Below are 18,165 nucleotides of genomic sequence, written 5' to 3'. Positions count from 1 at the left end.
TTGCTCACAGAAGTTAAGTGAATGCAATATTGCATCTATATCCTTTTTCTTAATAAGTGCTTACTAATTCAAAATATTACATAAAACAGAGATACAGTGCAAATCCCATCACAGTCGAATGTGTGGTAATTCCCAATTTATTATCCAATTTTTTTCATAGCAGTCATAGATTCTCTCAACCATGCTCCTACTTCTTCGATAGGATGTTGACGAATTTCTTTGTTTACTGCAATTAAAATAGCATTATCTACTCCATTTGAAGTTGAGAATGGTTTTCCTATTATATTTGTTTCAACTGTTTTCATAAATTCAGTCAATAACGGTTTACAAGCGTGATCGAACAAATAACATCCGTACTCAGCAGTATCCGAAATAACGCGGTTCATTTCAAACAATTTTTTTCTTGCGATTGTATTTGCAATCAATGGCAATTCGTGTAATGACTCATAATAAGCAGATTCTTCAATGATTCCGGCTTCAGTCATAGTTTCGAAAGCTAATTCAACACCTGCTTTAACCATTGCAATCATTAAAACGCCATTGTCGAAATATTCTTGTTCAGCGATTGGGGCTTCTTGTGGTGCTGTTTTCTCAAAATTAGTTTCTCCTGTTGCAGCTCTCCATTTCAATAAATTCACATCATCATTAGCCCAGTCGATCATCATAGTTCTTGAGAATTCTCCAGAAATAATATCATCTTGGTGTTTTTGGAATAAAGGACGCATAATGTCTTTTAATTCTTCAGCAAGTTCGTAAGCTTCAATTTTTGCAGGATTAGAAAGACGATCCATCATATTTGTAATACCACCATGTTTCAAAGCTTCAGTGATAGTTTCCCATCCGTACTGAATTAATTTTGAAGCATATGCAGCGTCAATTCCTTTTTCAACCATTTTATCAAAACATAAAATAGATCCCGTTTGCAACAATCCACAAAGAATTGTTTGCTCACCCATTAAATCTGATTTTACTTCAGCTACGAATGATGATTTCAAAACTCCTGCTTTATGACCTCCAGTTGCTACAGCATAAGCTTTTGCCTGATCTAAACCAGCAGAATTTGGATCATTCTCAGGGTGAACTGCGATAAGTGTTGGTACACCAAATCCTCTTTTGTACTCTTCACGAACCTCAGATCCAGGGCATTTTGGAGCACACATAATTACTGTGATATCTTTACGAATCTGCATTCCTTCTTCAACGATATTAAACCCGTGAGAGTATGCTAAAGTCGAACCTTGTTTCATTAATGGCATAATAGCAGTAACTACAGCAGTATGTTGTTTATCCGGAGTTAAATTACAAACTAAGTCTGCAGTTGGAATTAATTCTTCATATGTACCTACTTTAAAACCGTTTTCAGTAGCATTTTTATAAGAAGCTCTTTTTTCAGCGATTGCATCTGCACGTAATGCATAAGAAATGTCTAAACCTGAATCTCTCATGTTTAAACCTTGATTCAAACCTTGTGCACCACAACCTACAATAACAACTTTTTTCCCTGCCAATGCTGCGATTCCGTCTGCAAATTCAGATTGCTCCATAAATTCACAAACTCCTAATTGTTCTAATTGTAATCTAAGTGGTAATGTGTTGAAATAATTTGCCATTTTCTTTAATAATATTTAATGATATGTAATTTATAATTGATACTAGTTAAACGTTTCTAACAATGATGAAATTTCCATTTTTTCTTTAGAAACTGATATTCTGCCTGAACGAACAAACTGCATTATGCCGTAAGGCTTGAATTTTGCATATAATTCTTCAATTTCAGAACGTCTTCCTGATTTTGAAATCACAAAGAAATCACGAGAAACCGTCACAATTGTAGACTGACTTTCCTTGATGATATTCTGAATTTGTTTTTCATCAAACAACAAACTTGACTGTATTTTAAACAAGGCATTTTCTAAGAAAATTGTTTCTTCATCTGTGTGATAAAATGCTTTGATAACCTCAATTTGCTTTTCAATTTGTCCAACGATATTCTGAACCCATTTCTCCGTTGTGTTTACTACAATGATAAATCTTGAAACATTCTCTATTTCTGATTCTGAAACGTTTAGACTTAATATATTAATGTGGCGCTTTAAGAATATCCCAGATATCCTATTCAACAATCCAACATTATTTTCTGAATATACCGATATGGTAAATGTTTTATCTTCCATTTTGTTTTTAGTTTTTTTTTGTTTCAGGTTTCAAGTTTCAAGTTGTACAACCTGAAACAAAACAAACCTGAAACTTGAAACCTTTTTCTTTAGCTTAATCTAATTTCTGAAACACACGCTCCTGTTGGAATCATCGGAAAAACATTGTTTTCCTTTTCTACCATAACTTCTAAGAAATAAGAATCTTTTGAAGCCATCATTTCGGCTACAGCAGCATCTAAATCTTCACGTTGTGTTACTTTTTTAGATTTGATATGATATCCTTCTGCAATTGCGACAAAATTTGGATTAATCATTTTTGTTGAAGCATATCGGTTATCAAAAAACAATTCCTGCCATTGACGTACCATTCCTAAAAACTCATTATTTAAAATGACAATTTTTACCGGCACTTGCGTTTGGAAAATAGTCCCCAATTCCTGAATGGTCATCTGGAATCCACCATCACCAATAATAGCTACAACTTCACGATCTGGTCTTCCCATTTTAGCTCCAATAGCTGCTGGTAAAGCAAATCCCATTGTTCCTAAACCACCAGAAGTAATATTACTTTTAGTTGAATTAAATTTCGCATAACGACAAGCAAACATTTGGTGCTGACCAACATCAGAAACGATAATCGCATCTCCTTTTGAATGTTTGTTGATCATTTCCATGGTTTCTCCCATTGAAATACCTTTACCGTTTGTTGGATTCAACTCTTCATTAATAACCGTTTCTACTTCGATTTTATGCAATTCTTTGAATTCATTATGCCATGAATCATGTGACTTTTTGTCGATTAATGGAATCAAAGCAGTTAATGCTTCTTTAACATCACCTAAAACGGCTACTTCTGTTTTTACGTTTTTATCAACTTCAGCTGGATCTATTTCAAAGTGAATTACTTTTGCCTGCTTAGCGTAAGTAGCTAATTTTCCGGTAACACGGTCATCAAAACGCATTCCCAATGCGATTAAAACATCGCATTCGTTAGTCAGCATATTAGGACCGTAATTTCCATGCATTCCTAACATTCCAACGTTTAAAGGATGATCTGTTGGTAAAGCTGATAGACCTAAAATAGTCCATCCTGCCGGAATTCCTGATTTTTCAATAAAAGCTTTCAATTGTTCTTCAGCCTGACCCAAAATAATTCCCTGACCGAAAACTATGAAAGGTTTTTTTGCACTATTGATTAGAGCAGCAGCTTCTGCGACTTTATCTAATTTTAACTTCGGAACCGGAACATAACTTCTGATAGCAGTACATTTTTCATAACTAAAATCAAACTCATCAAATTGAGCATTTTTAGTAATATCAATCAATACTGGTCCTGGGCGTCCAGAACGTGCAATGTAAAATGCTTTTGCAATAATTTCAGGAATTTGAGAAGCTTCAGTAATCTGAAAATTCCATTTTGTTACCGGAGTCGAAATTCCGATAATATCTGTTTCCTGAAAAGCATCAGAACCTAATAAATGTCTCCCCACCTGTCCTGTAATACAAACCATTGGAGTTGAATCGATTTGAGCATCTGCAATTCCGGTAACTAAATTTGTTGCTCCCGGACCTGAAGTAGCAATTGCTACTCCAACTTTTCCTGTAGCTCTGGCATATCCCTGAGCCGCATGAGTAGCACCTTGTTCGTGACGTACTAAAACGTGGTGTAATTGATCCTGAAATTTATATAATTCGTCATAAACCGGCATTATGGCACCTCCAGGATATCCGTAAACCAAGTCTACTCCTTCTGCTAATAAACATCTTATAACGGCTTCTGCCCCTGATATTTTCATAGTATATTTTGTTTTATCAATGTCAATTTCAAAAATCAAAGTTCAATGGCAATGTTAAAAATCAATTTCAATGGTAAATCCTAAATTGATATTTTTAATTTTTATTGCTATTGCTTTTTTGATATTGTTATTGCAATTGATTTTTGATATTGTTATTTAATTAATTATCGGTTACGCATCCTGTTGAAGCGCTTGAAACCGATCTGGCATATTTAAGTAAAACTCCTTTTGTAACTTTTAACGGTGGTTGTACCCAAGCCGCTTTTCTAGCTGCAAATTCTTCATCGGAAATCTTCAGGTCGATTGTATTTTTCACAGCATCGATAGCAATTAAATCACCATCTTTTACTAGTGCAATACCACCACCATCATAAGCCTCTGGTGTAATATGTCCTACGACAAAGCCATGTGAACCTCCAGAGAACCTTCCGTCTGTAATAAGAGCGCAGCTGCTTCCTAGTCCTGCACCAATAATCGCAGATGTAGGCTTCAGCATTTCAGGCATCCCCGGACCACCTTTTGGTCCACAATACCTGATGACGACTACATTACCTGGTTTGATTTTTCCGGCCTCAAGACCTGGAATTACTTCAAATTCACCTTCAAAAACTACCGCAGGTCCTTCAAAATATTCTCCTTCTTTTCCGCTAATTTTTGCAACAGCACCTTCAGAGGCAAGATTTCCGTATAAAACCTGAATGTTTCCTGTTGGTTTTAACGCTTTTTGAATTTCATGGATTACTTGTTGTCCGTCTTGTAAATCAGGCGTTGAAGCTAAATTTTCAGCGACTGTTTTTCCTGTAACTGTTAAACAATCTCCATGAATCAATCCTACTTTCAATAAATATTTCATTACAGAAGGAATACCACCTGCTTCATGAATATCTTCCATCATGTATTTACCACTTGGTTTCATATCAGCCAATACTGGTGTTCTGTCATTAATTGCCTGAAAATCATCCAAAGTAATCTTGATATCAACAGCGTGAGCCATTGCAATTAAGTGCATAACAGCATTTGTAGAACCTCCTAAAACAGCAACAATTGTAATAGCATTTTCAAAAGCCTTACGAGTCATAATATCTCTCGGCTTAATATCTTTTTCTAATAATATTTTGATTGCTTCTCCTGCAGCCAGACATTCGTCTCTTTTTTCCTGACTTAAAGCAGGATTTGAAGAGCTGTATGGCAAACTCATACCTAATGCTTCAATTGCTGAAGACATTGTATTTGCAGTATACATACCGCCACAAGCACCAGCGCCCGGACATGCATTTTGAATAACACCTTTAAAATCTTCAGGAGTGATTTCGTTTTTAACCTTTTTTCCTAATGCCTCAAAAGCGGATACGATATTTAAAGATTCTCCTTTCCATTTTCCTGAATGGATTGATCCACCATAAACCATCATCGCCGGGCGGTTTAATCTTCCCATTGCGATTAGGGCTCCTGGCATATTTTTATCACAACCAGGAATAGCAATCACACCATCGTACCATTGTGCTCCCACAACTGTTTCAATAGAATCTGCAATTACATCACGAGAAACCAATGAAAAACGCATTCCTTCAGTACCGTTAGAAATTCCGTCACTAACACCAATGGTATTAAAAATAAGTCCGACCAGATTTGCGTCCCAAACACCTTTTTTAACATCTTTTGCTAAATCATTCAGGTGCATGTTGCAGGTGTTACCATCGTAACCCATGCTCACAATACCTACTTGTGCTTTTTTCAAATCTTCTTCAGTTAAACCAATACCGTACAACATCGCTTGCGCCGCAGGTTGTGTTTGATCTTGAGTGATGGTTTTGCTGTACTTATTTAATTCCATTATGTATTAATTTATTTTTAATTTTTATTCAAAAAAAAACCTTCCAGTATTTGGAAGGTTTATAATATAGTTTTTCAATTATATTTATACCATTCCCGATGCAGATGTGAAAATCACATTGACAACAACGACAGAAGTAATAATAATTGAGATTTGCATCTTGCTATTTTTTTAGTGAGACAAAAGTATAAAAACTTAAGTGACTAAAAAAATAAAATCTCAACATTTTAGATACTTCTTGTTATTTCTTTCAATTTTTAACAAAAAATATTAAACAATTGTCGATTGTCCAATACTAACGTTGTCATTATTAAAATATAATAAATCGTCTTTACTGAAAATAAAATTTGAAACAAACTCCCCTACTTCATTTGTACCGAATTTTGAATCTGCTTTTAAATCAACAGTAACAACTTTAAATTCAATTGCTTTTTCAATTGCCTGATATATCACGTTTGCTTCTTTAAACAAACCGAAATGCTCTAATAACATTGCAGCTGATAAAATTGAAGCAATTGGATTTGCAATATTTTTTCCTTTTGCTTGTGGATAAGAACCGTGAATTGGTTCAAACAAAGCATTCTTTTCTCCTAAAGATGCTGAAGCCAATAAACCGATAGAACCTGTAATAACACTTGCTTCGTCTGATAAAATATCTCCAAATAAATTCTCTGTCAAAATCACATCAAATTGTTTTGGATTTAAGATGATTTGCATTGCTGCGTTATCCACAAATAAAAAGTCTAAAGCTACATCTGGATAAGCTTCGCCCACTTTCTGAACTACTTTTCTCCATAATCTTGAGGTTTCTAAAACATTTGCTTTATCCACCATTGTTAACTTTTTACGACGATTTTGTGCCGATTTAAAAGCTAAATGTGCTATTCTTGTGATTTCTTCTTCTGAATATTCACATAAATCAGAAGCATGTGTTCCTTCTTCATTTAATGTTTTAGCTCCAAAATAGGCACCACCTGTTAATTCTCTGAAAATTGTAAAATCAGCGCCTTCAATAATTTCTCTTTTTAAAGGAGAAGAATCTACTAATGATTTGTAAGGTTTTATTGGACGAATGTTAGCGAACAAACCAAGCTCCTTACGCAATTTCAATAATCCCTGCTCCGGACGAACTTTTGCATTTGGATTATTATCATACTTAGGATCTCCAATTGCTCCAAATAAAACAGCATCAGTATTTAAGCAAAGATTCAGCGTTTGTTCCGGCAGAGGATTTCCTGTTTTGTCAATGGCAATCGCACCCATAAGTGCCTCTTCAAAAACAAATTCATGATTGTACACTTCGCCAATTGCATATAAAGCTTTTTTGGCTTGTAAAATTACTTCCGGTCCAATTCCGTCTCCTGGTAAAACTGCTATTTTCAAATTCATAACGTCTCGTTCTTTATGTATTTAAATCTTTATTATTCTTTTTTCTTTGCTCTATTTTCTTTTTAACTAGCTTCTGATCAATTCTCCCTGAATTTTAGAAGCCTCAATAATCTGATGAATATCAGCATCTAAAACTTCTTTTTTAATATCAGCGAATTTCAAAAACTCAATGTATACAATATCCAATTGCACTTTTGTAAGTTCGTAACCTACTTTTTTAGCACGGTAAGCCAAAGCAGCTCTTCCGCTTCTTGCTGTCAAAATAATTGAAGATTCATTTACTCCCACATCAAGTGGATCCATGATCTCGTAAGTTGCTCTGTTTTTGATCACACCATCCTGATGAATTCCTGAACTATGCGCAAAAGCATTTGCTCCAACGATAGCTTTATTTGGCTGAACGATCATTCCCATACTTTCAGAAACTAATCGGCTCATTTCATTCAATTCTCTAGTATTGATGTTGGTATCTAAATTAAGGTAAGGATGTTGTTTGAAAATCATTACCACTTCTTCAAGTGCTGTATTTCCTGCTCTTTCTCCGATGCCATTAATAGTACATTCTATTTGTCTCGCTCCATTTATTGCTCCTGCAATAGAGTTTGCAGTTGCCATTCCTAAATCATTATGACAATGACATGAAAGGATTACATTTTCAATTCCTTTTACGTTCTCTCTTAAATATTTAATTTTTGCTCCGTATTCTTCTGGCAAACAATATCCTGTTGTATCTGGAATATTTAATACAGTTGCTCCAGATTTAATCACTTCTTCACAAACCTGTGCTAAGAAAGCGTTATCTGTTCTACCTGCATCCTCTGCATAAAACTCAACGTCTTCTACATATGATTTTGCATGAGATACAGCATATTTTGCTCTGGCAATAATATCTTCTCTGGTAGTATTTAATTTATGGAGTATATGAGATTCAGATGTTCCGATTCCTGTGTGGATTCTAGGTCTTTTAGCATGCTTGAGGGCAGCTGCAGCAACATCAATGTCGTTTTTTACAGCTCTTGTCAGTCCGCAGACGGTTGCATTTTCTACAATTTTACAAATCTCAGAGACCGATAAAAAATCGCCCGGACTTGACACAGGAAAACCTGCTTCGATAACGTCAACTCCCATTTTGTCTAGTCGTTCTGCGATAACTAATTTTTGTTTAGTATCTAACTTACATCCTGGAACCTGTTCACCATCGCGCAAAGTGGTGTCAAAAATTTGAACTTTCTCTCTATTCATATTCATTTATTTAATGTAATTTCACATCTTGATAACAAATATATATTGTACTTACGCAGTATGAAATTCATTTTAATGAAATTATACTGTTCATAACGCAATTTATAACGAGTTAAATATTTAATAATCAATAAGTTACATTATTATATTTTACAATGGCTAACCATCAAAAAGATTTCTTATTTGTTCTGATTAAATCGCTTTCCAAATCCGAAAAAAGACAATTTAAAATTTTTGCAAGCCGATTGGAGACAAGTTCTAATACTAAATTCATTGAATTATTCAATATTTTAGATAAGTCCGAAACCTACGACGAAAAGCTGATTTTAAAGAGCGGAATCATTAAAAAAGTACAGCTATCTAACTTAAAATCATATCTATACAAGCAAATACTAGTTAGTATTCGCTTGAATATTCCTAGCCAAAATATTCGCTATCAACTACGTGAACAAATAGATTTTGCTGTTATTCTTTATAATAAAGGATTATATAAGCAGAGTTTAAAGATTCTTGACAAGACTAAAATACTTGCTTTAGAAAATGATGAAAAATATATGGCGTATGAAATTGTAGAATTCGAAAAACTAATCGAATCGCAATATATTACGCGAAGTATTCAGGGGCGAGCTGATGAATTAGTAATTCAGGCGAAAGAATTAAATTATCGAAATACAATCTCCAGCAAATTATCCAATTTATCACTTCAGTTATACGGAATCATGTTAAAAACAGGTTACGTAAAAAGTGATGAAGAATATAAATATATTGATGATTATTTCAACAGACATATTTCAAAGTTAGATGAAAGCAAATTTGGCTTCCGCGAAAAATATTGGTTTTACAATGCCAATTTATGGCGTAGTTTCTTAGTTCAGGACTTTTTAGCGAGTTATAAATACGCTTATAAATGGGTTACCTTGTTTTATGACAATCCAAATATGATTTATCTGAATCCGGTGTTTTTCTTAAAAGGAAACCATTACTTTTTGGAATCCCTCTATATGTTGAAATATCAGTCAAATTTCAAGAAATACTTAACCTTATTAGAAGAAACGATTGCAGATCCAAAATTTCCGGTAAACGATAACATTGCATCACTATCATTTCTATATATTTATAACAATAAGCTAAACTTACACATTCTCGAAGGAACTTTTGCTGAAAGCGAATATTTGATTCCGGAGATTCTTGAGAAAATAAAAATTCACAGTGAACATCTTGACGAACATCACGAGATGTTGTTTTACTATAAAATTGCTTCTATCTATTTTGGAAACGAAAAGTACAATGAATGCATTTTGTACTTAGACAAAATCATCAACAATAAAAACTTGTCAATGCGCGAGGATTTAATGTGCTTCGCGAGATTATTATCGTTGATTGCACATTATGAGTTAGGAAAGGATTATTATTTAGAAAATCATCTTAAAAGTACCTACAAGTTTTTGCTGAAAATGAATGATTTACATGAAGTTCAAAAGGAAATAATCAAATTTTTAAGAAACCTGAATAACTTCTATCCAGCAGATATTAAAAAGGAATTTATTAAAATGCGTGTACGTTTTATTGAGCTGGAGAAAAACACCTATGAAAAAAGGGCGTTTCTTTATTTAGATATCATCTCATGGCTGGAAAGCAAAATTGAAAACCGAAAAATTGCAGATATTATCAAAGAGAAGGCGAAATTGAGTAGTCGATAAGAAACTAAATTCTAATTTTTATCCCGAAGCTTCGGGGCCAAATTCCAATAAAAAAAGCCTTTAAAAACTTAGTCTTTAAAGGCTTTTTGTCATTTCGACGAAGGAGAAATCCTCGCGAGAAGCTCGACAAAGATTAGATTCTCGTTGCGGAGTTACTTGCGAGGATTTCTCCTTCGTCGAAATGACAAGATTGTCCATAAAAAACCCGACAGGTTTTAAAAAAACCTGTCGGGTTTACCTCTCCAACAATTGGAATTTGGAATTTTATAAATTTGGAATTTAAATATGTTTATTCCACAATATTAGAACTCATCACATAAAAGTTTTTATCAACTTCTAAAGTTCTGTTTTCATTGGTTGTATTTATTGATTGCCATTCTGTTGTTGGTTTCAACCAGGTTTCTACACCGTTTATTTTTACTTTTACCGGTAAGTCAAATTTTGCTACACAATTAGTCCAATGATATCCTAAAGTTCCATTTTTGAACATATATTCAAAAACCGGAATTTGCGTTGTTGTTAAATATTGAGCAAAAACTCTGTTAAAATTAATTCCAGATTGTGTATTAATGTAATCTTCAATTTGTTTTGAAGTAACAGTTTGATGATAGAAAGTACTATTTAAACCTCTCAAAATAGATTTCCACTTTGCATCGTCATTTATAACCTGACGAATAGTATGCAACATGTTTGCTCCCTTTGGATACATATCACCCGATCCTTCACTGTTCACATCATAATGCCCGATAATTGGCGTGTCGTTTTGAATACTTTTTCTGCATCCAATCACATATTCAGCTCCGGCTTCTTTCCCGTAGTAATACTCAACAAAAAGACTTTCAGAGTAGTTAGTAAAGCTCTCGTGAATCCACATGTCTGCAATATCTTTATATGTAATATTATTTGCAAACCATTCGTGTCCAGATTCGTGAATAATGATAAAATCAAATTTTAATCCCCAGCCAGTTCCACTTAAATCTTTTCCTAAATATCCGTTTTTATATTGATTCCCATAAGTTACACTACTTTGGTGCTCCATTCCTAAATACGGAACTTCAACTAGTTTATAGCTGTCTTCATAAAACGGATAAGGTCCAAACCAATTTTCAAACGCTTTTAACATTTTTGGAGCATCTTTAAACTGTTCTTTGGCTTTAGCTAAATTATCACGCAAAACATAATAGTTACAATCTAAATCTCCTTTTTCTCCTTTATATTTTTCTGAAAAGTTTACATAATCTCCAATGTTGATATTCACACCATAGTTATTAATTGGGTTTGAAACATACCAATTAAAGGTTTTTGTACCGTTCTTTTCTTTTTTAACGCTTTGTAATCTTCCATTAGAAACTTCTGTTAAATCTCCCGGAACGTTCACACTGATCAACATGTTTTCTACTTCATCGTACATATGGTCTTTACATGGCCACCACACGCTTGCTCCCAATCCCTGACAAGATGTAGCAATAAAATCTTTTCCGTTTTGATCCTTTTTCCATGAGAATCCACCATCCCAAGGTGCTCGCACAGCTTCTTTAGGTTTTCCACCAAAAGAAATTACAATTTCTCTAGTCTCTCCTACTTTTTGTTTCGCAGTTAATTGAATAAAAAAAGCATTTCCGTCTCTTTCAAATTTCAATTCTTTTCCATCTTGCGTCACTTTGTAAATTTGCATTGGTTCCTGCAAATCAATCTGCATCTTATTGTTTTCTGATAAAACAGTATATTTTATAGTATTTGAACCTGTAATTGTTTTCTCAGCCGGATTTACTTTTACATCAAGATGATAATATTTTAAATCCCACCACGCTCTTTCTTTTGTAATGCTTCCGCGTAAAGTATCCTGATGTGTAAAAACAGTTTCAGACTTGTTTAAAAGTCCTTGCGCATTGGCATTAAAACCAACCAAAAAGGCAATAAAAATGCCTCCAAAGTAATTTTTCATAAATTAGAAATTTGAAATAAATAGGGTATTTATACGAACTTAATCTTCAACAAAAGTAAACATTCGGATCAAGTTTTTAATAATTTTATAATTTCGATTAGAAAAATTTAATGTTAAAGTTTACAATTCTTCCTTACTTTAGCTAATTCATTTTTTTTATTATTGTTTTATGAAAGTTATTTCCATCGTTTCTGTTTTATACTTTATGTGCTCTATAGCAGTTTTCTCGCAAAACATAACAATTCATAAAATAGAAAATAAACTAACTGTTGATGGCGATTTATCAGATTGGAAAACTCCTTTCATTGGTCCATTAGTTATTCATAATTCTGGACAAAAGGCTACTCAAAATACAATGATTTCACTTTCGTGGAATGATGATAATCTATATATAGCTTATAATTCAGTGGATTCTAAAATCATCGGATCAAGTCAGAAGAAAGATTCCCCTGTTTTCAATACAGATGATTTAGTAGAGATTTTTATTGATGCCGATGGCGATGGGCAAAATTACATTGAAATTGGAGTAAATGCCTTTTCAACCCATTATGATATGCTCTTAAAGTGCATTTCTCCTGATTGTGGTGGATGGAAAACTTCTATGAATTTTAACATTGAGGGACTTGAAGCAGTTAGTAAAATAACAACTGAAGGTTTTTCTACCGAAATTAAGATCCCGTTTTCAAGCTTGCAGAAAATTCAGAATGGTAATTTCTTAAAGCCAAAAATTGGAACAAAATGGAAAGGAAGTGCTTTTAGAATTGATTATGGTAACACAACAGAATATCTAGCGTTACAGCCTTATAAAAGTATGAAATTTGGATTTCATCAACCAGTGGAGTTTGCGGTTTTTGAGTTTATGGAGTAGTTATTGGTTTAATTTGTTTCAAGTTTCAAGTTATCGCGCATAACTTGAAACTTGAAACCTGAAACAAAATCTTTTACTTCTGACGCTTCTTCAAAACATCAACAACATCATTCAATTGAAAGCCTTTTGCCTGTAATAAAATCAAATAATGAAACAATAAATCGGCACTTTCACTTAAGAATAAATCATCGTTATCATCTTTTGCTTCAATAACTACTTCAACAGCTTCTTCACCTACTTTTTGAGCAATTTTATTAATTCCTTTTTCAAATAAAGAAGCTACATAACTCTTTTCAGAATCAGCATTTTCTCTCCGAATTGCAATTGTTTTTTCTAAGCTAGAAATGAACCCATAATTTTCTTTGTTTTCTTCTTGCCAGCATGTATCTGCCCCTGTGTGACAAGTTGGTCCAACTGGTTTCGCCTGAATCAAAAGCGTATCGCCATCACAGTCATTTTTAATATCTACAAGTTCTAAAAAATTACCACTCTCCTCGCCTTTTGTCCAAAGCCTTTGTTTTGAACGGCTAAAAAAAGTAACTTTCTGCGTTTCTATTGTTTTTTGAATTGATTCTTCATTCATATATCCCAGCATCAAAACATTTTTAGTTTCTGAATCCTGAATAATCGCTGGGATCAATCCGTGTGAGCTTTTGATGTCTATGTTCATATTTTTAGTCTAAAGTTGTAAAGTCGAAAGTCTTAAAGTCAAAACTAAATTCGAACTTCTATATTATTATTTCTTAATTCGTTTTTCAAAGCTTTAATTTCAATTTCTTTAAAGTGAAAAACACTCGCAGCCAATGCTGCATCCGCCTTCCCTACTTTAAAAGAATCTACAAAATGCTGAATATTTCCTGCACCTCCCGAAGCAATAATCGGAATATTAATTAATTCTGATAATTTAGCCAAAGCTTCATTAGCAAAGCCATTTTTAGTTCCATCATTATCCATGGATGTGAATAAGATTTCTCCTGCTCCGCGTTCAGCCACTTCTACAGCCCAATCGAATAAATTCAATTCTGTTGGGACTTTTCCGCCAACTAAATGCACAATCCATTGTCCGTCAATTTGTTTAGCATCGATAGCCACAACAACACATTGGCTTCCGAATTTCTGTGCCAAATCATTAATCAGTTGCGGATTTTTTACTGCCGATGAATTAATCGAAACTTTATCAGCACCGTTATTCAGTAGAATTTCAACATCTTCAACAGATGAAATTCCCCCACCGACAGTAAACGGAATATTGATTTTCTCCGCCACACTTCGCACCATATTGACTAACGTTTTTCGACGTTCTTCAGTAGCCGAAATATCCAGAAAAACCAATTCATCAGCACCTTCAGCCGAATAAATTTTCGCCAATTCTACAGGATCGCCCGCATCGCGTAAGTCAACAAAGTTAACGCCTTTTACGGTTCTTCCGTTTTTTATATCCAAACAAGGAATGATTCTTTTTGCTAACATTTTTTTTAATGTGTCAATTAGAAAATTTGATAATTAGATAATTTTTGACGTTTCGCATAAATTATCTAATTGACTAATTTTCTCATTATCTAATTATAAAATTTTCTAGTTGTTTCAAACTGATTCTGCCTTCATAAATTGCTTTTCCGATAATCGTTCCTTCACAGCCTAAATGAGCTAATTTTGGCAATTCATCAAATGTTGAAATTCCACCGGAAGCAATTAGTTTTATGCCATTCGCTTCTTTCAAAATTTTTCCATACAAATCAAAACTTGGGCCTTCCAGCATTCCGTCTTTGGCAATGTCAGTGCAAATAACATATTGAATTCCTTTCATTTGATATTGCTGAATAAACGGAATCAAATCTTCATCTGAATCTTCCAACCAGCCTGAAACAGCTATTTTTTCATCTTTGGCATCAGCGCCTAAAATGATTTTATCTGAACCGTATTCTGAAATCCATTTTTCGAAAATTGCTCTGTTTTTTACTGCAATACTCCCGCCGGTAATCTGACTTGCACCGCTTTCAAAAGCGATTCTTAAATCATCATCGGATTTTAAGCCTCCGCCAAAATCAATTTGCAGACTTGTTTGTGTCGCAATTTGTTCTAATATTTTATAATTGACAATTTTACTTGATTTAGCACCATCAAGATCTACTAAATGTAAATATTCGATTCCGTGTGCTTCAAATGATTTTGCTACTTCAAGCGGGTTTTCATTGTAAATTATCTTCGTATCGTAATCACCTTTTGACAAACGAACACATTTTCCGTCAATGATATCTATGGCTGGTATTATTCTCATTTTATTTAAGTCTTAAAGTTGGAAAGTCTAAAGTCATAAAGTCTTTAAATCCTTTTCTACATTTTTAAAAAATTCTCTAATATTTTCTCACCAACAGCTCCGCTTTTTTCCGGATGAAATTGTGTTCCGTAAAAATTATCTTTTTGCAATGCCGATGCATATTCTAATTCATAATTCGTTGTAGCAATACTTTCAGCGCAATCTGGAGCGTAAAAACTATGCACCAAATACATAAATTCATTTTCGGAAATTCCCTTAAACAAATCCGATTTTAGATTGTAAATCTGATTCCATCCCATTTGTGGCACTTTTACTTTTGACGTGAACTTAATCACATCAACATCAAAAATCGCCAAACCTTTGGTATCGCCTTCTTCAGATGATTTACACATCAATTGCATTCCTAAACAAATTCCCAAAACCGGCTGTTTCAAATTCGGAATCAAACTATCCAAACCACTTTCTTTCAGTTTTTTCATTGCCGAGCTTGCTTCACCAACGCCAGGAAAAATTACTTTATCAGCCTGTTGAATTTCTTCAGGGTCATTACTTAGAACAGCTTTAAAACCAAGCCTTTCAATAGCAAACATAATGCTCTGAATATTTCCTGCTCCGTAATTTATAATTACTATTTTCATTTTTTTTGTTTGTTTTGTTTCAGGTTTCAAGTTTCAAGTTCTGTTGAGCAACCTGAAACTTGAAACCTGAAACTTTTTACAGCATCCCCTTGGTTGAAGGCAAAATCATTTTCTCTGTATCTCTTTTCACCGCTACTTTTATTGCTTTTGCGAAAGCTTTAAAAATCGCTTCAATTTTGTGGTGTTCATTTGTTCCTTCCGCTTTTATATTGATGTTCGCTTTGGCGCCGTCAGAGAACGATTTAAAGAAATGGTAAAACATTTCTGTCGGCATTTTGCCTACCATTTCGCGTTTAAATTCGGTTTCCCAAACTAACCAGTTTCTACCGCCAAAATCTATAGCAACTTGCGCTAAACAATCATCCATTGGAAGACAGAATCCGTAACGTTCTATCCCTAATTTATTGCCAAGTGCTTTTGCAAAAACTTCTCCTAAAGCAATGGCAGTATCTTCAATCGTGTGGTGTTCATCTACTTCTAAATCGCCTTTTACAAGGATTTCTAAGTCCATTTGACCGTGACGTGAAATTTGGTCTAACATATGATCGAAAAAAGCAATTCCGGTTTCGATTTTGCTTTTTCCCGTTCCGTCTAAGTTTAAATTGATAAAAATATCAGTTTCATTGGTTTTACGGGTAATCGAAGCCGAACGTGCTTCTAATTTCAAAAACTCATAAATTTCTTTCCAACTCATTGTCTGAAGAACAATAGTTTCATCTAATTCTTCACGTTTCGACGAAATTTCATTGCTTCCAATTCCATCATTATTATTAATGAAAATTGCTTTTGCACCTAGATTTTTTGCCAATTCAACATCCGTCAAACGATCTCCCAGAACAAAAGAATTTGCTAAATCATATTCTGGATTATTCAAATATTTCGTCAGCATTCCGGTTCTTGGTTTACGTGTTGGCGCATTATCCTCTGGAAACGATCTGTCCACAAAAATCTTATCAAACAAAACACCTTCGTTTTCAAAGGCTTTTAAAATGAAATTCTGCGTTGGCCAAAACGTATCTTCCGGAAAACTATCCGTTCCTAAACCGTCCTGATTGGTTACCATTGCTAATTCGTAATCTAATTCATTTGCAATTTTAGCCAAATACTGAAAAGCTTTTGGATAAAATTCAACTTTCTCCAAAGCATCTAACTGATAATTTTCAGGTTCTAAAACAATCGTTCCATCACGATCGATAAAAAGTACTTTTTTCATAATTTATATTTTCGAGACCTAACAGGTTTTAAAAACCTGTTAGGTCTTTTTACTTAACTATTTCAATAACTTCAATTCTTTAATTAAAACGGCATTTTCCTCCGGAATTCCAATCGTGAATCGAAGACAATTTTCACATAAAGGCTGAGTTGTTCTGTTACGAATTACAATTCCTTTTGCAATTAATTCGTCATATCTTTTGTTGGCATCATCTACTTTTACCAGAACGAAATTAGCTTCTGTAGGATAAACTTTCTCAACAAAAGACACTTCTAGTAAAACTTTAAGTAACTCTTCTCTTTGTTCAATTATAGAAGCTATTTCCTGTTTTATTTTATCAGAATCTTTTAAACGTTCAATCGCCCTTTGCTGTGTTAATTCGTTTACATTGTAAGGAGGTTTTATTTTATTTAAAACCGAAATTACAGCTTCAGAAGCATAACAAATCCCTAAACGAATTCCTGCCAAACCGTACGCTTTTGAAAGCGTTTGTGTAATAACCAGATTTGGATATTCGTCAATTTCTATAAGCCAGCTTTCCTTGTCTGAAAAGTCAATATAAGCCTCGTCAATCACAACCAAACCTTTAAAGTTTTGAAGCAATTTAACCACACTTTCATCAGAAAAAGAATTTCCAGTTGGATTATTTGGCGAGCATAAAAAGATGATTTTTGTATTGGCATCAACAGCTTCTAAAATTTTCTCCACTTGTGGCTGAAAATCTATCGAAAGTAAAACTTCCCTGTTTTCTACTGCATTAATGTTCGCCAAAACGCTATACATTCCATACGTCGGAGGTAGCGAAATAATATTATCAACTTTAGGTTCGCAAAAAGCTCTAAAAAGTAAATCTAAAACTTCATCACTTCCGTTCCCTAAAAGAATCTGACTTGATTTTACGCTATTGTTCTTCGCTAAAATCGATTTAACTGAGCTTTGTTGCGGATCCGGGTAACGATTTACACCATTCTGAAACGGATTTTCATTGGCATCTAAAAAAATCATTTCAGCAGTATCAAAGTCTTCAAACTCATCTCGTGCTGAAGAATAAGGTTTTAATGACTTAACGTTTTCACGTGTTATTGTATTTATATCGAATTTCATTG

Annotated in this window: 15 protein-coding genes; 2 read left to right on the top strand and 13 right to left on the bottom strand. The window is 33.8% G+C overall.

Translation table 11 applies throughout. From position 1 onward, the window contains the following. Positions 1–140 precede the first annotated feature (140 nt). The 6 genes from ilvC to IRZ99_RS04195 form a co-directional block, all read right to left on the bottom strand. A complete protein-coding gene (gene ilvC, locus IRZ99_RS04220) occupies positions 141–1,610 on the bottom strand; it encodes a ketol-acid reductoisomerase (protein ID WP_194656068.1) in 1,470 nt (489 codons plus the stop codon). A gap of 42 nt (positions 1,611–1,652) precedes the next feature. Continuing rightward, the gene (gene ilvN, locus IRZ99_RS04215) at positions 1,653–2,174 is read right to left on the bottom strand and encodes an acetolactate synthase small subunit (RefSeq protein ID WP_026985121.1); all 522 of its coding nucleotides are present in this window, start codon (positions 2,172–2,174) and stop codon (positions 1,653–1,655) included. Positions 2,175–2,263: 89 nt separating this feature from the next. Next, the gene (ilvB, locus tag IRZ99_RS04210) at positions 2,264–3,952 is read right to left on the bottom strand and encodes a biosynthetic-type acetolactate synthase large subunit (RefSeq protein ID WP_194656067.1); all 1,689 of its coding nucleotides are present in this window, start codon (positions 3,950–3,952) and stop codon (positions 2,264–2,266) included. 160 nt (positions 3,953–4,112) lie between these two features. Beyond that, entirely contained in the window at positions 4,113–5,786 is a 1,674-nt protein-coding gene (gene ilvD, locus IRZ99_RS04205) for a dihydroxy-acid dehydratase (protein WP_072970766.1), read from the bottom strand. Positions 5,787–6,056: 270 nt separating this feature from the next. After that, a complete protein-coding gene (gene leuB, locus IRZ99_RS04200) occupies positions 6,057–7,175 on the bottom strand; it encodes a 3-isopropylmalate dehydrogenase (RefSeq protein WP_194656066.1) in 1,119 nt (372 codons plus the stop codon). Between the two features lie 66 nt (positions 7,176–7,241). Continuing rightward, positions 7,242–8,417 (bottom strand): 2-isopropylmalate synthase, encoded by a 1,176-nt coding sequence (locus tag IRZ99_RS04195; protein WP_194656065.1) that lies wholly within the window; start codon positions 8,415–8,417, stop codon positions 7,242–7,244. Positions 8,418–8,572: 155 nt separating this feature from the next. On the opposite strand from IRZ99_RS04195, the gene IRZ99_RS04190 reads away from it, so the two are divergent. Further along, on the top strand, positions 8,573–10,117 hold the full coding sequence (locus IRZ99_RS04190) for a hypothetical protein (RefSeq protein WP_194656064.1): 1,545 nt from the start codon (positions 8,573–8,575) through the stop codon (positions 10,115–10,117). 289 nt (positions 10,118–10,406) lie between these two features. On the opposite strand, the gene IRZ99_RS04185 is transcribed toward IRZ99_RS04190, so the two are convergent. Then, positions 10,407–12,062, bottom strand: coding sequence for a M1 family metallopeptidase (locus tag IRZ99_RS04185; protein ID WP_194656063.1), 1,656 nt, complete (start codon positions 12,060–12,062; stop codon positions 10,407–10,409). 169 nt (positions 12,063–12,231) lie between these two features. Between IRZ99_RS04185 and IRZ99_RS04180 the strand changes: the two genes are divergently transcribed. After that, positions 12,232–12,930 (top strand): carbohydrate-binding family 9-like protein, encoded by a 699-nt coding sequence (locus tag IRZ99_RS04180; protein ID WP_194656062.1) that lies wholly within the window; start codon positions 12,232–12,234, stop codon positions 12,928–12,930. A gap of 73 nt (positions 12,931–13,003) precedes the next feature. Here IRZ99_RS04180 and hisIE read toward each other — a convergent pair whose 3' ends face one another. From hisIE to hisC, 6 genes are all read right to left on the bottom strand, one after another. Further along, positions 13,004–13,600 (bottom strand): bifunctional phosphoribosyl-AMP cyclohydrolase/phosphoribosyl-ATP diphosphatase HisIE, encoded by a 597-nt coding sequence (gene hisIE, locus IRZ99_RS04175; protein ID WP_194656061.1) that lies wholly within the window; start codon positions 13,598–13,600, stop codon positions 13,004–13,006. 44 nt (positions 13,601–13,644) lie between these two features. Then, positions 13,645–14,400 carry an imidazole glycerol phosphate synthase subunit HisF gene (gene hisF, locus IRZ99_RS04170; RefSeq protein WP_194656060.1) on the bottom strand — a complete coding sequence of 252 codons (756 nt, stop codon included), beginning with the start codon at positions 14,398–14,400 and terminating at the stop codon, positions 13,645–13,647. A gap of 85 nt (positions 14,401–14,485) precedes the next feature. Then, positions 14,486–15,208, bottom strand: coding sequence for a 1-(5-phosphoribosyl)-5-[(5-phosphoribosylamino)methylideneamino]imidazole-4-carboxamide isomerase (gene hisA / locus IRZ99_RS04165; RefSeq protein WP_194656059.1), 723 nt, complete (start codon positions 15,206–15,208; stop codon positions 14,486–14,488). Positions 15,209–15,264: 56 nt separating this feature from the next. Then, on the bottom strand, positions 15,265–15,846 hold the full coding sequence (hisH, locus tag IRZ99_RS04160; RefSeq protein ID WP_194656058.1) for an imidazole glycerol phosphate synthase subunit HisH: 582 nt from the start codon (positions 15,844–15,846) through the stop codon (positions 15,265–15,267). A gap of 76 nt (positions 15,847–15,922) precedes the next feature. Beyond that, positions 15,923–17,059 (bottom strand): bifunctional histidinol-phosphatase/imidazoleglycerol-phosphate dehydratase HisB, encoded by a 1,137-nt coding sequence (gene hisB / locus IRZ99_RS04155; protein WP_194656057.1) that lies wholly within the window; start codon positions 17,057–17,059, stop codon positions 15,923–15,925. 57 nt (positions 17,060–17,116) lie between these two features. Beyond that, positions 17,117–18,163, bottom strand: a complete 1,047-nt coding sequence (hisC, locus tag IRZ99_RS04150) for a histidinol-phosphate transaminase (RefSeq protein ID WP_194656056.1) — start codon at positions 18,161–18,163, stop codon at positions 17,117–17,119. Positions 18,164–18,165: the final 2 nt, after the last annotated feature.

The organism is Flavobacterium sp. LC2016-12 (assembly GCF_015351595.1).
Classification (GTDB): Bacteria; Bacteroidota; Bacteroidia; order Flavobacteriales; family Flavobacteriaceae; genus Flavobacterium.
This window is presented reverse-complemented; position numbering and strand designations above follow the sequence as displayed.